Source organism: Hymenobacter sp. BT730, assembly GCF_030542105.1.
Classification (GTDB): Bacteria; Bacteroidota; Bacteroidia; order Cytophagales; family Hymenobacteraceae; genus Hymenobacter.
In genome coordinates this window covers 172,806-196,331 of sequence record NZ_JAUOFB010000004.1, presented here as the reverse complement: position 1 = coordinate 196,331, position 23,526 = coordinate 172,806, and the positions used below count along the sequence as shown (strand labels likewise).

The window sequence follows — 23,526 nt, the reverse complement described above, 5'->3', positions numbered from 1 at the left end:
TTAAAGTTATTAAACAAGCGGATATTATTATTTTATTTTAAATATTTATCTCTTTTGTTATATATCAGTTTACTTTTTTTGGTTTGTTAGGCTTTTAACCCGATTCAGGGTGCCCCCAAAATAGAGTGTTACCCCACCCAAGGCTCCCCAGTAGTAATCATTGTACTTACCCTGATTGGTATCATCCAGGTTATCAGAAAGAATGTAATGCGAATTGAGCACTGCGCTTAGCCCAATCCGGTTGTTGAGCATATATTCCATTCCTACGCCTGCTACCAGGTGCGGCAAAAAATCAGACTTACTGCTGATAGGCCTTGTCTCTAGGCCGTCTTTCACCAGAAAACCCCCACCTGCCAGCAAGTAAGGCGTGTATTTATCGCGCGGAAGCAGGCGGTATAAGCCGCACAGCTCGGCATAGTAGTGGGTCTGCTGATAATAGTCGGCCGCAGCCAGTTGGCTTTGCCCAATGTTCAGTGCTACGGAGAACTTATTGTCCAGGGGGCCTTGGTAGCGTAGGGTCACCTCGGCGCCGGGGCGGGTCAGGGCCCCTTTCAGGTCACCGGCATAATGCTGGCCGCCCGCCAGCAGGCCCATGCCCAGGTGGCCGCGCCGGTCAGATAAAGCGCGGTCCAGAAAATCGATGTTTAGATTTTCCTTTTTCTCGTTCAAATAAGCCTGCAGAGCCAGTCCATTTTGGTCTTCGGGGTTGCGGGTGGCCCATAAGCCCTCATGAATGCCCTCCATAATCAGAGCCTGCACTGATTTCTCAATGGCATCTTTTACAGCCATTTCCGTCGGCTCATTGTAAGTGAAGCCCGTTTCGGTCTCCAACAGGCGCTTAAACTTCACAAATCGGAAGAGGCTGGCATCTACCTGCTGCGAGAGAATGGTCTTGGTGGTGTACACCGTTTTCAGAATTTTACCATTGCTGGTAGAAATAGCCCGCAGGTACACCGTTACCCGGTCTTGCCGGTACTGCCCCGAGGCGCCGGCCCCAAAGTAGCGTAGGCCAGCCCCACCGGTAATAACGTTGGCATCATAGGAAATAATCCCGCCTTCCAGGAGTACTCCTGCAAACAAAAGAGGCGGCAGCAGGGGTTGCTGTTGCTTGCCGCCACCCTGGTCAGAGTACTCGGCCCGACTGGAGCGAATGATCTTCCGCTCATTAAGCAGGTTACCCAGGTTTTCCCGCTCAATGGGGTCAAACCACTGCGACTCTTCCAGGGCCCGGAGCAAAATGGACGTGGCGCCCTGAGTTAAAGCCGTGGAAAAGCTGGAGCCATTAGCCGAGGGCTTATACTGCCCGGTTTGGTCCCGAAACTTATATACGGCCACTACCACGCGCTGCTGCGCGGGTGGCAGGGCTTTAAAATCATTGTTGGCGCGCAGCTCAGCCCCCAGCCGGGCCGGCATAGAGGCAAATGGCTGGTGAAAATAAGGCGCACAGCTAGCCAGCAGGCCTACCCCAGCCATCAGGCCGGCGTGAAGCCACCGCATTAAAGAAGCCATAAGATGGGATTAGGCCAAGGGTTAATAAAAAGGAATGACCACGGTGGTCTGGTCGCCGGTGCCGGTATCCGTCACCTGAACGGAGACGCCGTCGGAGCTGGGAGCTACCACTATTTCATATACACCAATAATGTAGGTTCCTTCCTGCAGCTCAGACTCCCCAAACTGTGAAGCCACCAGCTTGCGCGCCAGATTACTGAGAATCTGCTGATTTAGATTTTCCTCAAAGTCTTTCAGCGGGTCTCGCTCAAAGCCCTTTTTCAGATCCTGGTCTTCCAGCTTGTTCTGTGATTGAGCTGAGCTGAGCAGCCAGGAGTAGTTGAAGCTATTTCCGCCCCCAAAAGCGGGGTTTTTAGGCTCATAAACCAAATCCTGGGCCAGTGCCTGATGCTGGCAGCCCAGAAATAGTAGCCAGCCCAAAACCAGTAAACGCTTGGTAAAGAAGGTTCTCATAGGATATCCGGTATAGCGTTTGAATTCATGCACTTAATAAATGCCATTGCCCACCTGGTCGGCGTGCTCTTCCAGCTGGCTTTGGGTTAGCTGCAGATTGACGAGGTACTCCTGCGCCACGGCCACAGCACTGAAAGCACTGGCTTCTATCTGGTCGTATTTGGGCTGTATGGGCATTTCCATGATATCGGCATCATTTATCTGAACCGAAACCATGGCTCCCAGGCCCCGTGACGGCTTTTCCCGGATGACAATCATAAAATCGTTGGCACCGGCGGGTGCTTCCCATTGCGCATAGAACACGTCATAGAAGTCATGACCTATTTTGCTGATAGTCTGATCAACTACCATGGTGCCCACTTCCAGGCCAGCCATTCTTTTTGCATGGGTACTATCGGCGGGCGGGGGCAGTTCCAGCTTGGCAGCGGGCGCTTCTTTTGGTGTTGCAGGAAGCTTTTCCTGAGCCTGAGCCGGGCTTAGCCGTAACAGTATCCCGGCTATGCACCCCATGGCTATGGTCCAGGGACGCCACCAGAGGGGAGGCAGAACTGGTTTAGGCGCTTTCGTTGTGGTTCTGGCCATAGAGGATAGAAATAGGGGAAGAAGGCAACTGCTTTAAAGGCAGATGCCATAAATTCAATTACTTCAACCAGAACTGTTGGCTTGTTCAAGCAAACTTTCCAGCCCCTAAACCTAATTATTTAATGTAATAATCCAAAATATTTTTAATATTATACTATTAATGCAATAACATACCGCTTCTACAATCTTACATTCAATATTATATGATATTAATACAATTATTAATACTATAAATGCTTTCCAAACGATTATGCTACCTTTTTAATAGCGCTATATCCCTCTAAAAGTGGCATCCGTTCCTATCCATATCGGCCAGGAAATGCTAATGGTTTTAGGCAGGAAGGACATAACGCTGGCCGCTGGCCAGCAAATGAATCTTCAGGTCGCGGATGGAAAAGACCTCACCCGGCTTAATTTCATGAATAGTATTGCCGGTGCAATGGCGGCCATCCAGCAACACGGCTATACCACTGCCGAGCACTTCCATTTCTTTGCCTTTGCTGATGAGCACGGCCGTATCCTCTTCCAGGCCCAGGCCAATACAGCCGGGGTTGGTGGCAATGATCTGAGCCATGCGCACGATGCGCCCGCGGGCAACAAAGTGCGTATCAATAGCTACATCCCGCAGCAACTGCAGACCGGAAGTAATATGAATCTCGTCTTTGAGGTAGCCGGCATCGTTACGGCCCTGATAAATCATGGGGGTTGATAAGGCTGAGGCTCCGGCACTGGTGCCTGCTATTATTATGGGCTCCAGCATGTATCGTTCCTGCAAATTCTGTAGTAGTTGGGTACCGCCTAATACAGCCGTTAGCCGAAGCTGGTCGCCGCCGGTAAACAGGACACCATTTGCACGCTCAATAAGCTCAAGTGCGCGTCTGGATTCTGCCTGTTCACGACTCCGGATATTGAGCACCCGCACATGCTCTACGCCTAGCGCGGTAAATACTTTAATATATTCTTTCACCGCCTTTTCCGGCTCGCCGGATGCGGTAGGCACCACCACCACCAGGTGCTTAGCCGGCAACTCGTCTACAAACCGCTTCAGGATAAATTCAGATGAGGCATCTTCCCGGTCTTCCTCGTTCTGGGTTTGGCGCCGCTCGTGGCCCCCAATAGCTAGCAAGCAGCCTTTGGGGGGAATAAAAGCAATGGGAGTGTGCGAGGTAGTAGGCATAGCAGCTATAGAGTAGATGTTACCTGGGCGGTAATATAGTCAGGCGGCTACCGCTGCACGGCTGGTTTTAGCCTTGCATTGGTTTATAAAACCAATGCAAGGAAAATGCTAAATCCTTCGCTGAACCCCAAGAGAAATATTAGTGCTTTCACTTTCCGCCAGCTGCTTGGGCAACGCTTGTTTCCCTTAGAAGAAACCAAGCGGGCTAACGAGTCGGGTTTGGTTGTCCTTTGAACAGTTTACTGGACAAAACCTCTCTTTAGAAATCAATAAGCTGGAACTTCGGGGGCAGGCTTGTTGTCCAATACCGAGTAGATATAATTCTAACTGCTATTGATGAGCAACATAATTATGGCAATTATCTATTATTTATTTTACTTTTTATAACAATGCTAATGTTTTATCTTAGTTTTAGCCAGCGTCATTCTATTCATCCAATCCATAAATTTCCTACCCCACTCTAATTACATGAAGCTAAAATCATTTACCCTTGCGCTGATCTGCGGCGGACTCGGTTTTGCAACCGTTTCCTGCGACAAAGAAGAAGTGGCGGCTACGGCCAACCCCAAAACCGGCCTTAAGGCTGGTGCTACCAGTCAGATGGTGATTGGAGAGGGAAATCTAAAACTAGATAAAACTACGCTGGCTGCTTCCAAATTTGATTGCTCTTTCGGAGCTTTTGGTAACGCCGTGCTGGACCCATCCTTGGCTAATGCAGTAGTAAAAAGCCCTTGCGGCCCTACTCCTTTCAACTACGCCTTAAGCCCATATGTTGCGCAGTTTGGCGACCTGGAATGGGAATGGTATGATCTGATGGCTACCATTGCACAGTATTATACTTATTTCGATACATCTGCTCAATACTTTGGAGCGGATGGTAGCCTGACCAATTTTGCCGATAAGCACAAACGCAATCTGGAGTCTTTCTGGAATATGCCTGGTGAAATCACTCTAAAGGGTCAGCATACCAAGACGCTGCAGAATCGCGACGCCATTGCGGCCGTGTACATTAACGCTACTACTGCTACCACAGCGGAGGCCTACGAAAACGCGGATTACCTCATCGAAAACGTAATCAAGCCCAGCACTGCTTTCCAGAACTCGCCTTTATTATCTCTGGATGGCTTTGCTACCACGGGTAAGATGATTGTGATTGGTGACGGCATTGTGCAGATTATGACGGATGCCGGCGTGGATAGAAATGTCACCTTTGCGGGTATTCTCGGCCATGAGTGGGCGCACCAGGTGCAGTTTAAAAACTATACCCAGTGGTATGGCCCCCGGGTAAACACCGCTGAGCAGACCCGCAAAACGGAACTGGAAGCTGACGTATTTTCCAGCTATTACCTGACTCACAAGCGTGGTGCCACCTATAACTGGAAAAGCGCCGCCGAATTCTTTGAGCTGTTTTATAACATCGGTGACTGCAGTTTCACTTCCACCGGGCATCATGGCACGCCTAACCAGCGTCTGGCTGCTTCCCGCCTGGGCTGGATTATTGCGCAGGAAGTAAAGCCTATGGGCCACATTCTGTCGGCTAATGATATGCATAGCCTCTTTATGGCGGCGCTTAACAACATCATTGAAAATAAAATTGATAGCTCTGCCGCATTTGCAAGCCTGAAAGATGCGCAGCTAAAAGCTGTTTATGGCAACGTGCTCCAGCATGAGAAAGAGCTGAAAAGCATCATGAATGGCGAGTTAAGCCAGGAGGCTATTGAGAATTTATAATCTGTTAGTCTAGCACTTTTTCAAACAAAACGACCCGCCCCGGCGGGTCGTTTTGTTTACCTGATTTTCGAGAAGCTTTCATCATTCCTCACTGCCCACCTATACTTGCTGAATACTCTAACTACAAGCAGCAGCCTACAATAGCTTACCAACATTAGAGGGTAAATAGCCGAGAATAATTTGTATTGGATAAACCGCCCGAAGCCCTCTTTCACTTGCTCGGTTTCTGGGTATATTATCCCCGGCAAGGGAGTTTGCCTGGCGGCAGTAGCCTAACATGTATCCACAGCCATAATGATTTTTAAGGTCGATTCTATGCCGGACCCGCTTGCATAGCCTACCAAGTTTTAAACGCCTGAACCTATTTTTAAAACTACCTCCCATGACTATTGCCCTTAACCCCAATAAGGTGGTAATGCCGGCTGCCCGTAGTGCTATTCAGCGGGTGCAGGCTGTTGATGTGGTGCGTGGATTGGTAATGGTCATTATGGCCTTAGACCACGCCCGCGAATTCTGGAGCCCTACTGCAGTGCGGGCCGAGGATGTAGCTCATGCTTCCGTGCTGCTGTTTCTCACACGCTGGGTCACATACTTCTGCGCCCCCACGTTTGTATTTCTATCGGGCGCCAGTATCTACCTCTACCAGCAAAAACAAACCAGACTACAGGCCGTCAGCTGGTTTCTGCTTACCCGGGGCTTGTGGTTGGTAGCCTTAGAGCTCTTCGTGATTAATACCCTGGTGCACTGGGATTTTAGCTTAGTTCTGCTACAAGTAATCTGGGTCATGGGCTGGAGTATGGTGGCGCTTGCTGGCTTGATCTGGTTGCCCCGCTGGGTGCTGGCGGGGCTGGCCCTGGCTATCATTGGCTTGCATAACCTGCTCCCAGCCATTCAGCCAGTTACGGCTACCAACTTAGTTTGGGCGCTGCTGCACAACGGTCCGTTTGTGTATGCGCCTGCTGCCCTGCCGCCCTTTCTGGTTGCTTATTCCATCGGTCCATGGCTTGGGGTTATGCTGGCGGGGTATGTTATCGGGCCATGGTTGCAGTTACCACTACCACAACGAATCAACCGCCTGCGCCTCGTTGGTGCGGGGTTACTATTGCTGTTTGTCATCTTACGGGCAACCAACTGGTACGGCGACCCCAGCCCCTGGAGTGTGCAGGAGCGGGGCTGGCAGTATAGTCTCTTATCCTTTATCAACGTCACGAAGTATCCCCCTTCGCTGCTGTTCGATTGCCTCACATTGGGCGTGGCCCTGCTGCTTCTCAGCGTGGCCGAAAATGCCAGTAACCGCCTGGCCCAATGGCTGCGAACCTATGGGCAGGTACCGTTTTTTTACTACCTGCTGCACCTGGGGCTCATCTGCGGAGGCGCCTGGATTTGGACACACATAACATTTGGCAAACCCGTAAACTTCTCGTTTATCTCCGTAGAGGAATGGCCGGCGGCTTATCAATCCAGCCTGCTACGGGCCTACTCCGTTTGGGTGATAGTGGTACTTCTTCTCTATTTTCCCTGCCGCTGGTACCAACGCTACAAGCAACGGCATACGTACTGGTGGCTGTCCTACATCTAAAAAACCATTCGCCGCAGGCTCAGCGGCAGCCGCTCCCTCCCATTCTATTATCAACTGCTTGTGAAAGTTTTTTCCCTATTGTGGCTTGTTCTCCTGCTGTTTGGCGCAGTACACTTCCAACCGGTGCAAGCCCAGGGCCAACCCGCCCCGCTGGCCATCGGCCAAACCTTTACGCTCACTTCTGCGGCCCTTGGCGAAACCCGCCGCATTAACGTGTACCTGCCCCCGGTCTACTCTGATTCGGCGGCTATCCGCCTACCCGTATTATATATGCCCGACGGGGGTCTGGCTGAAGATTTCCTGCATGTGGCGGGCTTGGTTCAGGTTTCTACCGGCAATCAAACCATGCGCCCTTTTATTCTGGTCGGCATCGAAAACACCGAGCGCCGGCGCGACCTTACCGGACCCACCACCCAGCCGGAAGACCGTAAAATAGCGCCGCGCGTGGGTGGTTCGGCCGCATTCCGGAAGTTTCTTCGCTCGGAACTGATGCCCCTGATTCGGCAACGCTACCGCACTACCGCTGAAACAGCCATTGTTGGAGAGTCACTTGCCGGCTTGTTTGTGATGGAAACCTTCCTGCTGGAGCCTGACTTATTTGACACCTATATAGCTTTTGACCCCAGTTTATGGTGGAACAAGGGCAACCTGGTAGACCAGGCTGATAAGCGCCTGCGTGCTTACCACGGCCCGGCTAAAACCTTATATGTGGCGTCCAGCAGTCAAAATGAGGAAATTCCTGAATCACGCCGTTTGCAGCCAGCCTTAAAAGCCGCCGCCCCGCCTAATATTACCTGGTACTACCAGCCGATGCCCGAAGAGACACATGCCACCATTTATCACCCGGCCGCTCTTCAGGCATTCCGAATTGTATTCAAGCCACATAAATCTGCTGGAGCTAAATAATATTCATTCAGTGGTAATGCTCCCCGAGCAAGACTGCCTGATACCATATAGTCCTTGTTAGCGCCCGCATATTGGAAGCGGGCAAACATGTGTTACTGATAAGTGACGGCTAGAATTCACTAGGCAGTCTAGCTTTCCTATGAGAAACAAGAAAGCACTGGAGCTTACCAGTTTTAGGACCACCCTATGCTGCTGACTGGCACTACCGCTCGTCGTAATGCCTGCTTATTAGAACAGAAGCACCTGTACTTCAAAACAGTTTTACTTGATTTAATTGGGTACCTTTATACCAGCCTGCCTCGCATCCCAATTCAGGATTCGAGGATAGTTCTTGCTCTACTCTAGCTATGTTACAAACCAATACGGAAGCAGCTCGTCTGGTCGCCTTAAAGCGCTATGACATTCTGGACACCCCGCCCGATGGCAGCATGAACCGTATGGCGGCGCTGGCTGCTAAGGTATTCAATATGCCTATTGCCATTATTAGCCTCGTGGATGAGGACCGTATCTGGTTTAGGTCGCACCACGGGCTGGACGTAGAGCAAATTGGTCGGGACCCGGGCCTGTGCGCCTCTGCTATCCTATCCGACGAAGTGTATCTGGTAGAAGATGCTCGCCGCGACCCACGCACTTTGACTAACCCGTTAGTGGCCGGTGAGTTTGGCCTGCAGTTCTATGCCGCGGCGCCACTTATCACGCAGGAAGGATATAAGCTGGGTACTTTTTGCATCATTGATAGAAAGCCCCGCTATTTAACTGAGCCGCAGAAACAGGTGTTGCAGGATATGGCCGGTATTATAATGGATGAGATAGAACTACGCTTGGCCGCCCGCACTATCCAGGCCGAAGCACTCCGCCGGGTTGCCGAGTTGGAAAAGCAACTCGCTACCAAAGCTTAAGGGCACTTGTTAACTCTCGATTTCTAATAGTATATCCGCGAGCTAGAATGGTCGTGGGTAGTTATCTACGTTAAATTGGTAGAAGGATACCCCTGCAAATTGAAAGCAGGCGGAAGCCAAAGTCCCTTTTTCTAGGCGGCAGGAATTTGTCGTAACCATACCAACGCATCAGCCTCATTCTTAAAGAGGCGGTAGGTAAGGGCCGCAGCTTTGGCTTCCTGCTCTACTAAGTCCACAGAAAGGCGGGCAAATTCGTCCTCTGGCAGGATAACAGCGCCATATACCTCACGTCCCTGGTTCTGGTGGGAAAGCCAATAGTCCACAATCCATTGCCCTTCTTCCTCTGTATAGGGAGACATCTGACGCTGGTCCCCTAGCAGTCGGTTCCAGCCACGCAACTGCAACAGTTGCCCGGTATGCCGTAAAAATGCCTGCAGATAGTCTAATTCCCGTTTGCCAGCATGGTATTGCACTACCGCGTACCCATCCGGGTGCTCCAGTATACGACCAACCGGATTCTCAAAATACAGGCGTAAAGACAAGGACATAAGTAGGTGTGCCAGATAAGCAGGAAGCTGAGGCGCAAAGCTACTACGCTGAATCTGGATGATTCGTTAATAATCCTTTTCACGGCTGGTTTTACTCCAGGCCATTTTAAAGCAACTAAAGTGGCGCAATACTAGCCCTATGAAGCCGCAGAGTGATAACCCCTTGCAAGGCGAGGGTCTGCTCAAACGGCTCCGTGTAAATAATTAATAGAATATTATAGCTAAACTGGCGCCGGTTCTCCTACAAATGCACTGTTCAACATGGATATTTCCGGCCTTCTAGCCCAAATAGAGTTCTACGGTACTGCCTTGGATGAAGCGTCCAATTCTGGCGAAGGAAACAGGCACAGTCCGCTTGAGCAGGCCCGCTCCTTTCTTTTCTCCCATTTGGCCCAGGAGCCAAACCTGCCCCATCGCGCAGATGATATCCTGGAGTTACTGGCCCCTTCCCCACACAACCACCAAAGCTGGGAAGCACAACGGGCACTGGTATTGGAGGGGCTTTCAATCCTCCGGCAGCTTTGGACAACCAGTGCCCCTGCTTCTTAATACTTTACCCGGAAACTCACACAAAGGCATTCAACGCCCCGGTTCTCTAATTTCCTTACTCCCACAAGGGGTAATGCTCCAGCTGTACTTCCTGATCAAAGAAAATACGGGTACTTTGCTCAAAGGAGCTGGTGAAGTCCGATACGTAAAAGTGGTGAACCGGGGAAGTACTCCCAGCCTTGGCGGCCAGATGGTTTTCCTTTAAATAGTGCCGCACATGTTCCGCCACTACATCGGAAGCATCCAATACATCTACTTTACCCTGGTAAAAATCAGCTATCTGCTTTTTAATCAAGGGGTAATGCGTGCAGGCCAGCACCAACGCCTCAATATTTTCCAACAAGGGGTTGGTGAGGTATGTCCGGATGATGTTGTCCGAAATAGTATTGTTAAAGAAGCCTTCTTCAATCATGGGCGCCAGCAGCGGGGTGGCCAGCGAATGTAGCTCAACGCCCACGTCCAGGTCGTCTATTTTCTTGCGGTATACGTTGCTGTTTACAGTTTGCTTGGTGCCAATGAGCCCAACCGTCCGGTTAGCATAGGTGGCGCCTACATGCGCTACAATAGGGTCAATTACATTCAGTACCCGAGCCTTACTACCTACATACTCCCGCACCAGCTCATAGGCCGCAGCCGAGGCAGAGTTACAGGCAATGAGAATGACCTTGCAATGTTGCTTGAGCAGCAAATCACAGATTTTGACTGAGTAGGCCTGAATGGCAGCAGTACTTTTGTCGCCGTAAGGCAGGTGGGCGGTGTCGCCGAAGTATACGAGCCGCTCATGCGGAAGCACGCGGCTAACAGCGCGCGCCACAGTCAGGCCGCCGATGCCGCTATCAAAAACCCCGATGGGACGGGTGCTGAGGTCGGGAGCAGATAATGCCATAGGGCCGCAAGGTATAGCTTTTTGCTGGCCGGCATCGGAGGAAACACTCTGCCGGATGCTGATATTTTTAGCAAAATACTATCTTAGCCCACCATTCCATCCGAAATTCTGTACATGAGTACCATCCTGGAAGAAATTGACCGCGCACTGGCCGCCTTCGATTCCAATTTTGGGCGCCCGATTGCCATTGAGCTGGGTGAGCGGAAATACACACAACTAGTACTCGATGTAGCCTACCTCCACCAGGACGGTGGTGAGCTGACCACCAATACGGGGCGGCCGCTGGCTTACAAGGGCCTCGAGATATTGCGGGATGAGCTGAACACAGACCGGGTACAGGTTATTTAACCGCAAACCCAGTTGATAGAGGAGGTTTGGCAGCTTATTCCCTGCGTTCTACCGCGCAGCCCGCTACCTTTGCAGTATGAATCTGCTTTCTGCTGAGAACCTCTCTAAAAATTACGCCGACCGGTGGCTGTTTAAAGACTTAAACTTTGGTCTGCAACAGGGCCAGCGCGTGGCCTTCGTGGGCATCAATGGCACCGGCAAAACCACGCTGATGCGCATCCTGGCGGGCCTGGAAACGCCCGATACCGGCCTGGTCAGCACCCGCAAGGGCATTCGGGTAACCTATCTGGGCCAACAACCTGTTTTTGATGAATCCCTGACGGTGGAGGAAACCATCTTCGCCAGTCAGAACGACACGCTCAAGGCCATTCAGGAGTACGAGCACGTCGTAAACGACCCCAACCACAAGTCCGACGACCTGCAGCGCGTGCTGGAGCGTATGGATTCTCTCAATGCCTGGGATTACGAAGCGCAGGTGCAGCAAATCCTGGCCCGCCTGGGCATTCTGGGCGAGCTGCTGACGCGCAACGTCAGCCAGCTCTCGGGCGGGCAGCGCAAACGCGTGGCCCTGGCCCGCGTGCTCATTGAGGAGCCCGATGTACTGCTGCTGGACGAACCCACCAACCATCTGGACCTGGCTACCATTGAGTGGCTGGAAAACCGCCTGTCCTCCCCCACCCTCACCCTGCTGATGGTGACCCACGACCGGTACTTCCTCGACCAGGTAGCCAATGAAATTGTGGAGCTGGATAAAGGCAATATGTACCGCTATCAGGGCAACTACGCCTATTTCGTGGAGAAAAAGGCCGACCGCGAAATGCGCGAAACCGTGGAAGTAGAAAAGGCCCGCCAGCTCTTCAAAAAGGAGCTGGACTGGATGCGCCGCATGCCCCAGGCCCGCGGCACCAAGCAAAAAGCCCGCATCGACGCCTTCTACGTAACCAAGGAAAAGGCCAGCACCAACCTAAGCAAGCAGCAGATTGAGCTGAGTGTGAAAACCACCCGCCAGGGAGGAAAAATTATCGAAGCCCACCATCTGAACAAGAAATTCGGCGACAACGTAGTGCTCGACGATTTCAGCTACGTGTTTAAAAAGAAGGACCGGATTGGCCTGGTAGGACCGAATGGCGCGGGCAAATCCACGCTGCTTAACATGCTTACAGGCAAGCTGCAGCCCGATTCCGGCACCATCGACGTAGGCACGAACACCGTGTTCGGCTACTACACCCAGACCGAGCTGGAATTCGACCCCTCGCAGCGTGTCATCGACATTGTGAAGGAAGTGGCCGAAGTGGTGGAGCTGGCGAACGGCGACGTACTCACGGCCAGTCAATTCCTGAACCTGTTCCTATTCCCACCGGCCCAGCAATATACGTTGGTCAGCAAGTTGAGTGGGGGTGAAAAGCGCCGCCTGCAGCTGCTGCGGGTGCTCATTAAAAATCCCAACTTCCTGATTCTTGACGAGCCCACCAACGACCTGGACCTGGCTACGCTCAACATTCTGGAAGACTTCCTGCTGCACTTCACCGGCTGCCTGCTCATCGTAAGTCACGACCGGTACTTCCTCGACCACCTGGCCGAGCACCTCTTCGTGCTGGAGCCTGGCGGCGCCGTCCTGAACTTCCCCGGTAACTATACCGACTACCGCGAGTGGCTGGAGGAAAAGGAAGCAGATACGGCCGCCCGCGACGCTCAAAAGGCGCAGAAAGCTGTGGCTGCTCCAGCTCCCAAGCCTGCTCCCGTGGTTCCCGTTGAAGCGGCTCCCGCCAAGCGCAAAGCCACTTTCACCGAGAAAAAAGAGTACGATAACTTGGAAAAAGAACTCGGGCAGCTGGAGGTACAGAAGCAACAGCTCATTGAAAAGCTGAACTCCGGCGCTGGCTCGCACCAGGAGCTAGCCGACTGGGCCGCCCAGCTCAAGCGCACCGATGCTGATCTGGACGCCAAAGGCGAACGGTGGCTGGAACTGGCTGATCTGCTGTAATTTCCTCTGCTGTTATGTATACAAATGTTATGTATACAAAAAGGCCGCTGCATCTGCAGCGGCCTTTTTGTATTCTAAGGATTAGGATCAAATAAGCTTTAGCGCTTCGGGAAGGCAAAAGTCCCCATCGTCAGAAGCCTTAAAAGGCCATGTACGACGGATGGCTGCTAACGGTACCGGTGCGAAAACGTGTGGAAAATATTCCTGTCGGCTTTCGGCCCATTCCCGCTCTACCCGTACGCCCGCGGCTGCAAGGGCAGCCTCCTCTATTTCCAGCAGCACCAGGCCTTCGCGCCCCATATAGTAGCGGCGCGCAGTTTCCAGAATCTGCTGGCGCTCTGAGGCATGAATAAAGCCTTCGGCCGCCAGATCAGCACTGGCAAAAACGCCGGATTCCCGGGCCTGCTCCCAGTCAGACGATTCCGCTATGCGGTAGAGCATGTGCTTAGGCCTTCCAGACCTCTTTGCGCACTTTTGCCCCTACCGACAGAATTATGCGCGTAGGGTTGGGCACCAATACCAGGCGCGCTTCTTTATTGGGGAATTCATCAGAATCTACCCATACGCCTTCCTTGTGAGAGGGCAGGTAGTCGGTGTCGCCGCCAATATCGTTGGGCAGATACGCGGTGGGCAGTAGCACGTCGGTATCAGGGCACAGCTTCTCGTGCACTTTCTCCAGTACTTCCTCCAGGTAAGCCCCGTATTCATCGTTGAAGTCGTCTTCGAGGTCGTGCAGCTCCTCCTCAATATCATCGTAGCGCGGGTTGTCGTAGGAAAGCTTGTGCAGTTCCTGCTTCTTCTCGATCAGCGTGATAAGGGCGCGGTTGAGTTCCTCTTTATTCATGGCCTCAGACATAGTTGGGTTCAATGCAAAGGTGCGTAGGTTTCGGCAATTCTGCCGCACAACTCGGGCCAAAACATCCGATGACCGGAAGGGGTCTGTACTTTTCGCGGAACGATTTAGGGTAAACCTGTATTTTTACCCCACACAACCGGAATATCTCCACCCGAACCCACCCAAGCTGTTTCTGCCATGCAAACGATGACCTCGCCGGAAGTAAAGGCCCAACCCGCCCAGGATTTCCTTCCCCTCAATGGTACTGACTACGTTGAATTTTACGTGGGCAATGCCAAGCAATCGGCCTACTATTATCAGGCGGCTTTCGGCTATGAGCTGGTAGCCTATGCCGGCCCCGAAACCGGCGTGCGCGACCGGGCCAGCTATGTATTGCAGCAAGGCAAAATCCGGATTGTCCTCACTACTTCCCTCCTCCCCGACTCTGACATTACCAACCATGTGCGCCAGCACGGCGACGGGGTGAAGGTAATGGCCCTGTGGGTGGATGATGCCCGCAAATCCTTCGAAGAAACCACCAAGCGCGGCGCCAAGCCCGCTTTTGAGCCCCACACCATTTCCGACGAGTACGGCGAAGTAACGCTCTCCGGCATTTACACCTACGGCGAAACCATCCACACTTTCGTGGAGCGCAGCAAATACAGCGGCCCATTCCTACCCGGCTTTGTGGCCAAGAAAAGCCTGGTACCGCAGGGCGCGCCCGTTGGTCTGCTGCACATCGACCACTGCGTAGGCAACGTGGGCTGGGGCGAGATGAACCAGTGGGTGAAGTTCTACGAAGATGTTATGGGCTTTAAGCTGCTCATCACTTTTGATGATGACGACATCAGCACGGAATATTCGGCATTGATGTCGAAGGTGGTCAGCAATGGCAATGGCTACGTGAAGTTCCCCATCAACGAGCCCGCCGAAGGCAAGAAAAAGTCACAGATTGAGGAATACCTCGACTACTACCACTCGCCCGGCGTACAACACATTGCTATTGCTACCAACGACATTCGCCATACCGTGAGCGAGCTGCGCCGCCGCGGCGTAGAGTTCCTGTCGGTGCCCGCCACGTACTACGACGACCTGCTGGACCGCATCGGCCACATCGACGAAGACATGCAATCGGTGAAGGATTTGAACCTGCTGGTAGACCGCGACGAAGAAGGTTACCTGCTGCAGATTTTCACCAAGCCTGTGGAAGACCGCCCCACCGTATTCTATGAAATCATTCAGCGCAAAGGTGCCAAGAGCTTCGGCAAGGGCAACTTCAAGGCGCTGTTTGAAGCCATTGAGCGCGAGCAGGCACTACGCGGCAATCTGTAACACCCGCCTTAAAATACACGTCTGTCATCCTGAGCTCCGCGAAGGACCTTATCGCGTCGAAACGAGTTGTCACAACCAGTATCGTTCTGACGTAATAAGGTCCTTTGCGGAGCTCAGGATGACAGATTTTTTCTGATGTTTACCCACTCCCCTGAATCCCTCCTATTCTCTCCCTATCTATGGCCTTAACACCCGACATTCAGCAGAAAATAAACACGTGGCTAAATGGCAGCTACGATGCCGAGACCAAAGCCAATATACAGGCGCTGATTAATACCGATCAGGAAGAAGCCCTGAGTGATGCTTTCTACCGCGACCTGGAATTTGGCACTGGTGGTTTGCGCGGCATTATGGGCACAGGCTCCAACCGCATGAACCGCTACACGCTGGGTATGGCCACGCAGGGTTTGTGCAATTACCTGCTGAGGTCGTTTCCGCATCAGGAAATTAAGGTGGCCCTGGCCCACGACTCGCGCAACAACAGCCGCGAGTTTGCCCGCATTGCCGCCGGCATTTTCTCAGCCAATGGCATTACGGTTTACCTGTTTGAAGATCTGCGGCCCACACCGGAGCTTTCCTTCGCCATCCGCTATTTACGCTGCCAGAGCGGCTGCGTTATCACGGCTTCGCACAACCCCAAAGAATACAACGGCTACAAAGTTTACTGGAATGATGGTGCCCAGGTAGTAGCCCCGCACGATGCCAATATCATTACTGAGGTAAACGCTATTCAGAGCGTAGACGAGGTAAAGTTTCAGGCAGATGAGTCGCGCATTCACCTGATTGGGGCGGAGCTGGATGCCGCCTATCTGGCCAAGGTAAAGGAACTAAGCATCAACCCGGAAGCTATTCAGCGCCAGCATGATCTGAAGATTGTGTACACCCCACTGCACGGCACCGGCATTACCATGGTACCCAAAGCCCTGGCACAGCTAGGCTTTACCAATGTGCACATTGTAGATGCTCAGGCCACGCCGGACGGTAATTTTCCTACCGTTTTGTCGCCGAATCCGGAAGAGAAAGTAGCCATGCAAATGGCCCTCGACCTGGCCAAAACCCTGGATGCCGACCTGGTGCTGGCCACCGACCCCGACGCAGACCGTGTGGGCATTGGCGTGAAAAACACCGATGGCGAATGGGTGCTGGTGAATGGCAACCAGACGGCAGCGCTGCTCACACATTATCTGCTTTCTGCCCGCCACAAGGCCGGCAAAATGACCGATAAGGACTTCATCGTCTACACCATTGTGACCAGCGACGTGCTGGGAGACGTGGCCCGCGCCTACGATGTAACCGCTTACCAGACCCTGACCGGCTTCAAGTACATTGCCGGCATCATCCGCGACCTGGAAGGGGAAGCCAACTACATTGGCGGCGGCGAGGAAAGCTACGGCTACATGATTGGCGACTTTGTGCGTGATAAAGACGCTGTATCGGCCTGCGCGCTGCTGGCAGAAATGGCGGCCGTGGCCAAAGACAACGGCCACACGCTGTATCAGGAAATGATGCAGATGTATGCTACCTATGGCTACTACAAAGAGCATCTGATTTCCCTCACCAAAAAAGGCCAGCGCGGCGCCGAGGAGATTCAGGACATGATGCGCGACCTGCGCGCCAACCCGCCCCGCACCATTGCCGGCCTGCCCGTAGTGGAACTGCGCGACTACAAAACCGGCGTCATCCGCAACCTGCAATCTGGCCAGGAAACCACCACTGGTTTAGAGAGCTCCAATGTGCTGCAGTTCCTCCTGGCAGACGGCAGCAAAATCTCTGCCCGCCCCTCCGGCACCGAGCCCAAAATCAAGTTCTATTTTAGCGTGAAAGAGCCGCTGAAATCGGTGGTAGACTATAAGCTGGTAGAGAAAAAAGCCGAGGCGAAAATTGCGGCCATTATTGAGGATATGCAGCTGAAATAGGATTTCTTTGCACCATGACGAAAGACCGGGTCATTTGGCCCGGTCTTTTTTTGTGCTTATATAGCTCATTTTCTGTATTCATTTTATCCACTGGCGTTTCACACTATATGCTTCGATTTTACAGCTTGCTACTTCTGATTTTTTGCAGTTTATCAACTTATGCGCAGGGGTTGCCTGGTTATGTTATTACCCTAAAAGGGGACACGCTAAGAGGCGACTTAGCTGAGAAGGGCAACCTTCGTATCTATTTGTATTCGCCTTCGGGCAATCAACCGCAAATATTCCAAGCAGATCAGGTGCTGGGCTATGGACTACAAGGGAGGCATCCTATTCCTAGTAGAAAGGTAAAAATGGCGTCTGGTAATGTGGCCACTCGCTTTGTGCTGCTTCAGCAAGCCGGCCCCGCCAGCCTGTATTCATTTGCAAACGACTTTGGTATGCTGCTACTCCCCGCAGCTACTGATACACTTTATGAACTGAATGCTACGAACTGGCATGTCGTAATCAACAAACATTTACGTGCCTGCCCCACCCTTGAGCATACAAGCTCCAAAATGCTGGAGCTTCCTTTTACTGAAGCTAACGTGCAAAAAGTATTGACCCAGTATAACCAATGCATAGAGCCAAATTGGAAGCCCCGGCAGCTATCAAACAAATCGGCCTGGAAACAAGCAGTAGGAGTCAGCACTACTGCCTTTCCACTTGAGGAAGAAGGTTTTTATGGTCAAAAATCTTCTGGATGGGGTGGACAATTCGGTGTGGAGTGGATGGCTTTTCGGGCCAGTGGCCTTCAAACCAAAGTTAAATTAGATTACACCGCCCTTTTCGAGTCTACGACTCCTTACCAGGTTAGAAGCAATGGAGGAACCAGTTTAGATATAGAGGAAAGGGTACGTGCACGATTACAATTTCTTTCAGCAACTCTTCTCATTGGAAAGCAAATGGGGCCTTCCCGCCGTCCTAATTTCATTGTGGGCGGTGGTACAGGTATTGATTTCATTTCATTGGGAAAGGTAGAAACGGAACAAAGGGCGCTTGGGAGCACAGCTTCGTTTAAAATTGTTTCTACCTCCAATAACCCAGGAGAATTAAGATTTCACTTGGACGCATATGCTGGTGTAAGCATACCTCTGTCACCCCGACAGGAGGTACGATTAAATGCCGTGTATCGGTACTATATGCCCGATTTTGGTCTTCCAGGTATTCAGCTGGGCTATTACTGGATTCTACAATAGTTGTGCTTTATTCTCTCCTTTTTCCCGCTTCGTTCCTAAAATCAGCAGCACCATGACGAAGGACTGGGTCAGTTGGCCCGGTCTTTTTTATGCATCTTACTATTGTATCTAATGCCGCCCAAATCATTTGAAACGTCACTCAATCCAATAAAATCAGTTAAAGGCTACGGAGCGTATTTTTTGATGACTACAGGTGCGCTAATATTCTGTTTAGGGCTCGTAGGGTTTCATTTTGGCTTGCTCTTCTTCAGTGCAGTACTAATAATCACCGGGTTGATTCTTCGGACTGAACCTTCAGAGTTTGAACTAGACCTTCCAGGCCGCCGCTACCGGCGCTTTACTAACGTATTTGGGGTAAAATCGGGGGAATGGCAACCACTTCCACCTATTACTGGTGTAGTAGTAAAGTACTTCTCAGAATATGAAATAGCGGGGCGTAGAGGTTGGCAGGTAGAGACTGCACAGATCTATTATATTCTCATGCTATCTGTACAGAATTCTCCTCAAGGAATTATTATTGAAAAATTCTCTTTCTGGCAAAAGGAGAAAGCGCTGCACCTGGCAGATAGTATTGCTCAGTACCTGGACGTAAAATTTGTGTTTTACGCCCAAAAATAGGGACGTCTGTGATTGACAGTAAAAAATTCGCCAGGGTATAGATATTTCAAAAGGCATACAATTTATTAAAGTTTCTGCTCCCGTTTAGTTACTAAAATCGGAAGCACCAAAAACAGAAGTCCGGTAATTCCTAGGCTCTCTACTTTTGTTCCTATGAGTATTTAAGACGACATCCTTCGCAAGCCGTTTTTATTTTATATAAACATTAGCATAAGGCATTACTGCAGTATTATCTATTTGCCTTCCCTATTTTCGCGCTTTGAACTCTCAGTTGCAAATAGCAATGAATAGTTTTTTACTTTTGTTTCTGAATAAGATTGAACCAATTGTCAATAACTTATTAATCGACAAACATTTATTTAAAATAATGAAAAAAATACATTTACTGACATTGGCGTTATTTTGCCTTTCTTGTACTGGCAGTTTGAAAACAAATACCAAAATAAGCTGCATAGATAAATATTGTTATTTAACAATAGCAAGTGAAAAATGGCTAATGACGCACGATTTATTTTCTGCATTTAAAGGCAAAAAATATACATACAATTTTGTAATTAAAATATTAAAAAAAGACATAAACTATATCAATGCTAATAAAATAGTGAGCAAAAACGGGTATAAATACAAAGGTTTTATTAAAATAGACACAGTAAATAAAAAAACTATTGTCAATATTTATTACTTTGATAAAGACCAAGGAAAATATATGCCAGTTGAGGATTTTGGTGTATTCGATTTGCAAATTTAAATTCAAATAAAAATGATTACAGCAAAATACTTGGGGTAAAATTTTTAACAGAAGCTATTTACGTTCCCGCTTCGTTCCTAAAATCAGCAATACCAAAAACAGAAAACCAGTAATACCCAGGCTCCACCACGTCAGCACCGGAATACCATGCGAGTAACGCATTTCCGGCGAATAATGCCCCAGCAGGCTCAGCCCCGAAAACAGCAAAAACGCCACCGCAATCAGGGCAATAATAGTGCGCGATACCAGTTGGTCAGCTTTGCGCAGGAGCAGCTGGTATCCGCCCAGTTCTACCCGCACGCGCAGGTCGCCGCGGGAAATTTTGCGCACAATCTGGCGCAAATCGGTAGGTAGAGTTTGGAGCAGCGCCAGCAACTGCGTGCCGGTGTATTGGGCTTCGCTGAGAATATTTTCCGGTGAGTACTGCTCGGCCATAATGCGCGCACCGTAAGGTCGTACAAACTCAAAAGTGTTAAAGGACGGGTGCAGTACTTTGCCGATGCCTTCCAAAATAACGAGGGCCCGCAGAATGAGAAACACCGCGCCGGGCACCTGCAGCTTGTATTTATAGATAATGCCCTGCAGCGAGTCGGCCAGGTCGCTCATATTCATTTCCTTCACATCCAGCGTTGAGAAGTCCTCAATTATTTCGTTGAGGTCGGCCTCAAAGGCGCGCATGTCAGGAATGTCGCTGGTGATGGACAGGCGGCGGAAGCTCAGGGCCATGGCGCGCGGGTCCTGCTGCGCCATGCTGATGAACACGCCGGCAAAGGCGTATTTCTGCTGCTTGGTGAGCTTGCCCACCATGCCAAAATCGATGAGCACCAGCGTGCCGTCGGGGCGTACCAGCACGTTGCCGGGGTGCGGGTCGGCGTGGAAGCGCCCGAACTCAAATATTTGCGTGAGGTAAATATCCATGCCGGTTTCCGCCACCTTCTCGGGGCTGAGATTCCAGGCATTTAGCTGCACTTTATCCGTAATTTTGCAGCCGTTCACATACTCAATTACTAGTACTCGGGCGGTGCTCAGCTCCCGGAAAGGCTTGGGAATGTAGAACGTCTCGTAGTCGGCGTAAAGCTTGCGGAACTGGTCCATGCTCCGCGCCTCGGAGGTATAGTCCATTTCCTTGAGCATGCTCCGCTCAAAAGCGTCCACAATATCCTGGGGGTTGGAGAGACCATGTTTGCGCAGGAAGCCGCTGGTGAGACGCACCAATTCGTGGAGCAGGCTCAGATCGGTGCGCACTTTTTCCTGCACGTCGGGGCGCTGCACTTTCACTACCACTTCCTCGCCGGTATACAGGCGGGCGCGGTGCACCTGCCCAATGCTGGCTGAGCCCAGTGTTACTTCTTCAAACTCACTGAACAGCTCTTCTACCGGCTTTCCCAGCTCCTGCTCAATAATCTGCCGGGCAATGCGTACATCAAATGGCGGCACATTGCTCTGCAGCTTTTCAAACTCGTCAATTAGTCCTTGCGGGAGCAGGTCGGCGCGGTTGCTCAGGGCCTGGGCCAGCTTTATGAAGGTGGGACCCAGCTCCTCGATAATCATGCGCACCCGTTCCCAACGCGTGGTTTCAAACACCGCCTGCTGGGAATTGCGCCAGGAAAGGCGCTGCTTCTGCGGCACCAAGCGGCGCAGCGCCGTCGTGGTTACCACATCCGCAAACCCATAACGCACCAGCACTTCTGCTACCTGCCGAATGCGGCCCAGATTTGATATGGTATTCTTAAACATGCGCTAGAGGCCGGCGTGAGCAAAAGGAAAGTGCAAAATAGCGACTGAATGCCACTAACAAGGAAAAAGCCAGTGCCCCGCAGTGCGTGGAACTGGCTTTTTCTCAGATAAGCTGTAGGAGACGACTAGGAAGCCGAAGCACCGGTAGAGTCAGAAGCTTTTGGGGCGCTCTTGGAGCCTGATTTTGTACCGGTTGACTTGCTTGCGGCTGGTTTGGAAGCTTTGCTGGCCGATGCGCTACCGGCTTTGGCAGTAGCGCTTTTAGCAGCACCGCTGGTTTTGCTGGCGCCGGCAGACTTCGCGGCTGGCTTTGCCGCCGCGCCTGATTTGCTGCCGGAAGTTGAAGACTTGGAGCCCCCTTTCACGGTGCGCTTCAGCTCTTCTACTTCGCTGCTGGTAGCCAGGCCCACGGTCTTCATCATGCGCGAAGTGATGCTGTTGAACTGCTTTTCCAACTCCTTGCGCTTGGTGTCAGTGTTTTTGCGCAGCTCTTCCATAATCTTCTCGCCCTCTTTCTCCGACAGTTTGCTTTCTTTCACCAGCATGTCGATGGTGTTCTGCACCCGGTCACTGGTGAGCGACACGAAGCCGACACCGGCGTTGATGAATTTTTTAAACAGATCTTCCATAAAAGGTAGAGGTAGAAAAAAGTGAAAGAATAACGGCGCCGCAACCCGCCCGCCGGGAAAAGTAGTATGCAAGCCGACTACTTAGCGCAAACCTACGAAAAGCGCACTATATAGTTGAATGTGAGGATAAAGATTTTTTCACTGACTTTTTTCGACTAGCGTTTTCTGCTGAAGCAGGCTACTCAATGACTCCTCGACTCTGCTTATACCAGTTAATGGTTAAACCCATTTTCTAAGCTGAACAAGGCTGTTGCGAACAGGCACTTTTACCTTTTTGCGGGCCACCTCTACCAGACGCGCCGCTTCTACCTGAGCAGACCAGATACCGTGCACAAACACCGCAACCTGATCCAGGGCTTGCCGGCCTTCTGGCAGAAACCGCCAGAACAAGTGCCACCAATGCACCAGGCCTTCAAACTGCTGCAACGTAACAGGTACGCCCGCAGCCCGGGCCTTTTCTACAAATCCCAACCCATCTTCACAAAGCACTTCGGCATCGGAAAGCTGAATCAGGAGCGGTGGCAGGTTGTGTAAAGCTGCTTTGGAGGGCGAAAGCAACGGGTTTCCCGGGGCCGTATCGGCGGCGTACATAGCGCCCCAATTTCGGATTTCCAGCGCTTCCAGCACCTGAGTTTCTTCCTGTGCCAACCGATGGAGTGTGCCCGCCGGTAGGGCCAGATCCGTCCACGGGGAAAGGCCAATAGCGGCGGCGGGCAGGGCCTCGCCCCCATCGCGCAGGGCCAGCAACAAGGCCAGCGTCAGCCCTCCCCCGGCGGAGTCGCCGGCTATGATAATGTTATGGGGTTGAAATCCTTCCTGCAGCAGCCAGCGGTAGGCCAAAAGCGCGTCCTGCAAAGCGGCCGGAAAGGGATACTCGGGGGCTTTGCGGTAATTAATGCTCAGAGCTTGCATCTGGCAGCGTTGGGCCAAGGCGCCAATCATGCTGCGGTGGGTATTGGGCGAGCCCAGCACGTAGCCGCCACCATGCAGGTACAGCAACACCCGATGCGCAGGGACGCCCCGGGGCCGGAGCCATTCCGCTTCCATACCTTCAATGCAGGTTTCTTCGAGAAACACATTCCAGGGCAGAAACTGAAATAAAGCGCCCAGTTCGCACGCCAGCCGTAGCTTACTTAAGGACGGCCGCTGCCGGGCCAGTGGCCCTGTGGCAGCCGTGAGAAACTGCTTCAGCAGCAAATGTTGGGAAGAAGGCATGGGTGGGAACGGTGGGCAACTCTAGAACGGGTATACGCAGAATAAGCGCAGGGGTGTTAGCTAAGAGTTTGATTTACAAGAAGAATTTCTTCTGAAATCAGTAAAGAAAA

At 51.6% G+C, this 23,526-nt stretch carries 22 protein-coding genes; 11 read left to right on the top strand and 11 right to left on the bottom strand.

Features of this window, described 5'->3' with window-relative positions; all coding sequences use genetic code 11:
• Positions 1-69: 69 nt before the first annotated feature.
• The 4 genes from Q4G72_RS13535 to Q4G72_RS13520 all read right to left on the bottom strand — a co-directional run bounded on the left by Q4G72_RS13535 (position 70) and on the right by Q4G72_RS13520 (position 3,721).
• On the bottom strand, positions 70-1,509 hold the full coding sequence (locus tag Q4G72_RS13535; protein ID WP_303311966.1) for a CsgG/HfaB family protein: 1,440 nt from the start codon (positions 1,507-1,509) through the stop codon (positions 70-72).
• 21 nt (positions 1,510-1,530) lie between these two features.
• On the bottom strand, positions 1,531-1,962 hold the full coding sequence (locus tag Q4G72_RS13530; RefSeq protein ID WP_303311965.1) for a curli production assembly/transport component CsgF: 432 nt from the start codon (positions 1,960-1,962) through the stop codon (positions 1,531-1,533).
• Between the two features lie 33 nt (positions 1,963-1,995).
• Complete coding sequence (locus Q4G72_RS13525) at positions 1,996-2,544, bottom strand: CsgE family curli-type amyloid fiber assembly protein (protein WP_303311964.1); 549 nt, start codon at positions 2,542-2,544, stop codon at positions 1,996-1,998.
• A gap of 331 nt (positions 2,545-2,875) precedes the next feature.
• Positions 2,876-3,721 carry a cyanophycinase gene (locus Q4G72_RS13520; protein WP_303311963.1) on the bottom strand — a complete coding sequence of 282 codons (846 nt, stop codon included), beginning with the start codon at positions 3,719-3,721 and terminating at the stop codon, positions 2,876-2,878.
• Positions 3,722-4,189: 468 nt separating this feature from the next.
• Here Q4G72_RS13520 and Q4G72_RS13515 point away from each other — a divergent pair, with 468 nt between their 5' ends.
• The 4 genes from Q4G72_RS13515 (at position 4,190) to Q4G72_RS13500 (ending at position 8,836) form a co-directional block, all read left to right on the top strand.
• Complete coding sequence (locus tag Q4G72_RS13515; RefSeq protein WP_303311962.1) at positions 4,190-5,452, top strand: hypothetical protein; 1,263 nt, start codon at positions 4,190-4,192, stop codon at positions 5,450-5,452.
• A 382-nt stretch (positions 5,453-5,834) separates the two neighbouring features.
• Positions 5,835-7,031, top strand: coding sequence for an acetyltransferase domain-containing protein (locus Q4G72_RS13510; protein ID WP_303311961.1), 1,197 nt, complete (start codon positions 5,835-5,837; stop codon positions 7,029-7,031).
• Positions 7,032-7,091: 60 nt separating this feature from the next.
• Entirely contained in the window at positions 7,092-7,937 is an 846-nt protein-coding gene (locus Q4G72_RS13505) for an alpha/beta hydrolase (RefSeq protein ID WP_303311960.1), read from the top strand.
• Between the two features lie 347 nt (positions 7,938-8,284).
• On the top strand, positions 8,285-8,836 hold the full coding sequence (locus Q4G72_RS13500) for a GAF domain-containing protein (RefSeq protein WP_303311959.1): 552 nt from the start codon (positions 8,285-8,287) through the stop codon (positions 8,834-8,836).
• Positions 8,837-8,967: 131 nt separating this feature from the next.
• Here Q4G72_RS13500 and Q4G72_RS13495 read toward each other — a convergent pair whose 3' ends face one another.
• Entirely contained in the window at positions 8,968-9,384 is a 417-nt protein-coding gene (locus Q4G72_RS13495) for a hypothetical protein (protein WP_303311958.1), read from the bottom strand.
• Positions 9,385-9,988: 604 nt separating this feature from the next.
• Entirely contained in the window at positions 9,989-10,819 is an 831-nt protein-coding gene (gene murI, locus Q4G72_RS13490; protein ID WP_303311957.1) for a glutamate racemase, read from the bottom strand.
• A 114-nt stretch (positions 10,820-10,933) separates the two neighbouring features.
• Here murI and Q4G72_RS13485 point away from each other — a divergent pair, with 114 nt between their 5' ends.
• Positions 10,934-11,167, top strand: coding sequence for a hypothetical protein (locus tag Q4G72_RS13485; protein ID WP_303311956.1), 234 nt, complete (start codon positions 10,934-10,936; stop codon positions 11,165-11,167).
• 76 nt (positions 11,168-11,243) lie between these two features.
• Positions 11,244-13,151, top strand: a complete 1,908-nt coding sequence (locus Q4G72_RS13480; protein ID WP_303311955.1) for an ABC-F family ATP-binding cassette domain-containing protein — start codon at positions 11,244-11,246, stop codon at positions 13,149-13,151.
• Between the two features lie 87 nt (positions 13,152-13,238).
• Here the strand turns inward: Q4G72_RS13480 and Q4G72_RS13475 are convergent, their stop codons facing one another.
• Together Q4G72_RS13475 and Q4G72_RS13470 are read right to left on the bottom strand one after the other, a co-directional pair.
• On the bottom strand, positions 13,239-13,592 hold the full coding sequence (locus Q4G72_RS13475) for a DUF952 domain-containing protein (protein WP_303311954.1): 354 nt from the start codon (positions 13,590-13,592) through the stop codon (positions 13,239-13,241).
• 4 nt (positions 13,593-13,596) lie between these two features.
• Entirely contained in the window at positions 13,597-14,007 is a 411-nt protein-coding gene (locus Q4G72_RS13470; protein ID WP_303311953.1) for a hypothetical protein, read from the bottom strand.
• A 177-nt stretch (positions 14,008-14,184) separates the two neighbouring features.
• Between Q4G72_RS13470 and hppD the strand changes: the two genes are divergently transcribed.
• The 5 genes from hppD to Q4G72_RS13445 all read left to right on the top strand — a co-directional run bounded on the left by hppD (position 14,185) and on the right by Q4G72_RS13445 (position 19,835).
• Positions 14,185-15,318, top strand: coding sequence for a 4-hydroxyphenylpyruvate dioxygenase (gene hppD, locus Q4G72_RS13465; RefSeq protein WP_303311952.1), 1,134 nt, complete (start codon positions 14,185-14,187; stop codon positions 15,316-15,318).
• 179 nt (positions 15,319-15,497) lie between these two features.
• Positions 15,498-17,234, top strand: coding sequence for a phospho-sugar mutase (locus Q4G72_RS13460; protein WP_303311951.1), 1,737 nt, complete (start codon positions 15,498-15,500; stop codon positions 17,232-17,234).
• A 107-nt stretch (positions 17,235-17,341) separates the two neighbouring features.
• On the top strand, positions 17,342-18,469 hold the full coding sequence (locus Q4G72_RS13455) for a hypothetical protein (protein WP_303311950.1): 1,128 nt from the start codon (positions 17,342-17,344) through the stop codon (positions 18,467-18,469).
• Between the two features lie 111 nt (positions 18,470-18,580).
• The gene (locus Q4G72_RS13450) at positions 18,581-19,087 is read left to right on the top strand and encodes a hypothetical protein (RefSeq protein WP_303311949.1); all 507 of its coding nucleotides are present in this window, start codon (positions 18,581-18,583) and stop codon (positions 19,085-19,087) included.
• Between the two features lie 259 nt (positions 19,088-19,346).
• Positions 19,347-19,835, top strand: a complete 489-nt coding sequence (locus Q4G72_RS13445) for a hypothetical protein (protein WP_303311948.1) — start codon at positions 19,347-19,349, stop codon at positions 19,833-19,835.
• 54 nt (positions 19,836-19,889) lie between these two features.
• Here Q4G72_RS13445 and Q4G72_RS13440 read toward each other — a convergent pair whose 3' ends face one another.
• The 3 genes from Q4G72_RS13440 to Q4G72_RS13430 all read right to left on the bottom strand — a co-directional run bounded on the left by Q4G72_RS13440 (position 19,890) and on the right by Q4G72_RS13430 (position 23,416).
• Positions 19,890-21,572 carry an ABC1 kinase family protein gene (locus tag Q4G72_RS13440; RefSeq protein WP_303311947.1) on the bottom strand — a complete coding sequence of 561 codons (1,683 nt, stop codon included), beginning with the start codon at positions 21,570-21,572 and terminating at the stop codon, positions 19,890-19,892.
• Positions 21,573-21,697: 125 nt separating this feature from the next.
• Positions 21,698-22,201 (bottom strand): phasin family protein, encoded by a 504-nt coding sequence (locus Q4G72_RS13435; protein ID WP_303311946.1) that lies wholly within the window; start codon positions 22,199-22,201, stop codon positions 21,698-21,700.
• Positions 22,202-22,420: 219 nt separating this feature from the next.
• Positions 22,421-23,416: an alpha/beta hydrolase gene (locus tag Q4G72_RS13430; protein ID WP_303311945.1), complete on the bottom strand. Its 996-nt coding sequence runs from the start codon at positions 23,414-23,416 to the stop codon at positions 22,421-22,423.
• Between the last annotated feature and the right edge of the window lie 110 nt (positions 23,417-23,526).

Excerpts from the sequence above, each read along its gene's own strand:
- Q4G72_RS13440 (WP_303311947.1), bottom strand. The coding sequence starts at position 21,572 with ATGTTTAAGAATACCATATCAAATCTGGGCCGCATTCGGCAGGTAGCA.
- Q4G72_RS13500 (WP_303311959.1), top strand. The coding sequence starts at position 8,285 with ATGTTACAAACCAATACGGAAGCAGCTCGTCTGGTCGCCTTAAAGCGC.
- Q4G72_RS13430 (WP_303311945.1), bottom strand. The coding sequence starts at position 23,416 with ATGCCTTCTTCCCAACATTTGCTGCTGAAGCAGTTTCTCACGGCTGCC.
- Q4G72_RS13510 (WP_303311961.1), top strand. The coding sequence starts at position 5,835 with ATGACTATTGCCCTTAACCCCAATAAGGTGGTAATGCCGGCTGCCCGT.
- Q4G72_RS13525 (WP_303311964.1), bottom strand. The coding sequence starts at position 2,544 with ATGGCCAGAACCACAACGAAAGCGCCTAAACCAGTTCTGCCTCCCCTC.
- Q4G72_RS13495 (WP_303311958.1), bottom strand. The coding sequence starts at position 9,384 with ATGTCCTTGTCTTTACGCCTGTATTTTGAGAATCCGGTTGGTCGTATA.
- Q4G72_RS13515 (WP_303311962.1), top strand. The coding sequence starts at position 4,190 with ATGAAGCTAAAATCATTTACCCTTGCGCTGATCTGCGGCGGACTCGGT.
- Q4G72_RS13480 (WP_303311955.1), top strand. The coding sequence starts at position 11,244 with ATGAATCTGCTTTCTGCTGAGAACCTCTCTAAAAATTACGCCGACCGG.
- Q4G72_RS13475 (WP_303311954.1), bottom strand. The coding sequence starts at position 13,592 with ATGCTCTACCGCATAGCGGAATCGTCTGACTGGGAGCAGGCCCGGGAA.
- Q4G72_RS13450 (WP_303311949.1), top strand. The coding sequence starts at position 18,581 with ATGCCGCCCAAATCATTTGAAACGTCACTCAATCCAATAAAATCAGTT.
- Q4G72_RS13455 (WP_303311950.1), top strand. The coding sequence starts at position 17,342 with ATGCTTCGATTTTACAGCTTGCTACTTCTGATTTTTTGCAGTTTATCA.
- Q4G72_RS13530 (WP_303311965.1), bottom strand. The coding sequence starts at position 1,962 with ATGAGAACCTTCTTTACCAAGCGTTTACTGGTTTTGGGCTGGCTACTA.
- Q4G72_RS13460 (WP_303311951.1), top strand. The coding sequence starts at position 15,498 with ATGGCCTTAACACCCGACATTCAGCAGAAAATAAACACGTGGCTAAAT.
- Q4G72_RS13485 (WP_303311956.1), top strand. The coding sequence starts at position 10,934 with ATGAGTACCATCCTGGAAGAAATTGACCGCGCACTGGCCGCCTTCGAT.
- murI (WP_303311957.1), bottom strand. The coding sequence starts at position 10,819 with ATGGCATTATCTGCTCCCGACCTCAGCACCCGTCCCATCGGGGTTTTT.
- Q4G72_RS13520 (WP_303311963.1), bottom strand. The coding sequence starts at position 3,721 with ATGCCTACTACCTCGCACACTCCCATTGCTTTTATTCCCCCCAAAGGC.
- hppD (WP_303311952.1), top strand. The coding sequence starts at position 14,185 with ATGCAAACGATGACCTCGCCGGAAGTAAAGGCCCAACCCGCCCAGGAT.
- Q4G72_RS13470 (WP_303311953.1), bottom strand. The coding sequence starts at position 14,007 with ATGTCTGAGGCCATGAATAAAGAGGAACTCAACCGCGCCCTTATCACG.
- Q4G72_RS13535 (WP_303311966.1), bottom strand. The coding sequence starts at position 1,509 with ATGGCTTCTTTAATGCGGTGGCTTCACGCCGGCCTGATGGCTGGGGTA.
- Q4G72_RS13435 (WP_303311946.1), bottom strand. The coding sequence starts at position 22,201 with ATGGAAGATCTGTTTAAAAAATTCATCAACGCCGGTGTCGGCTTCGTG.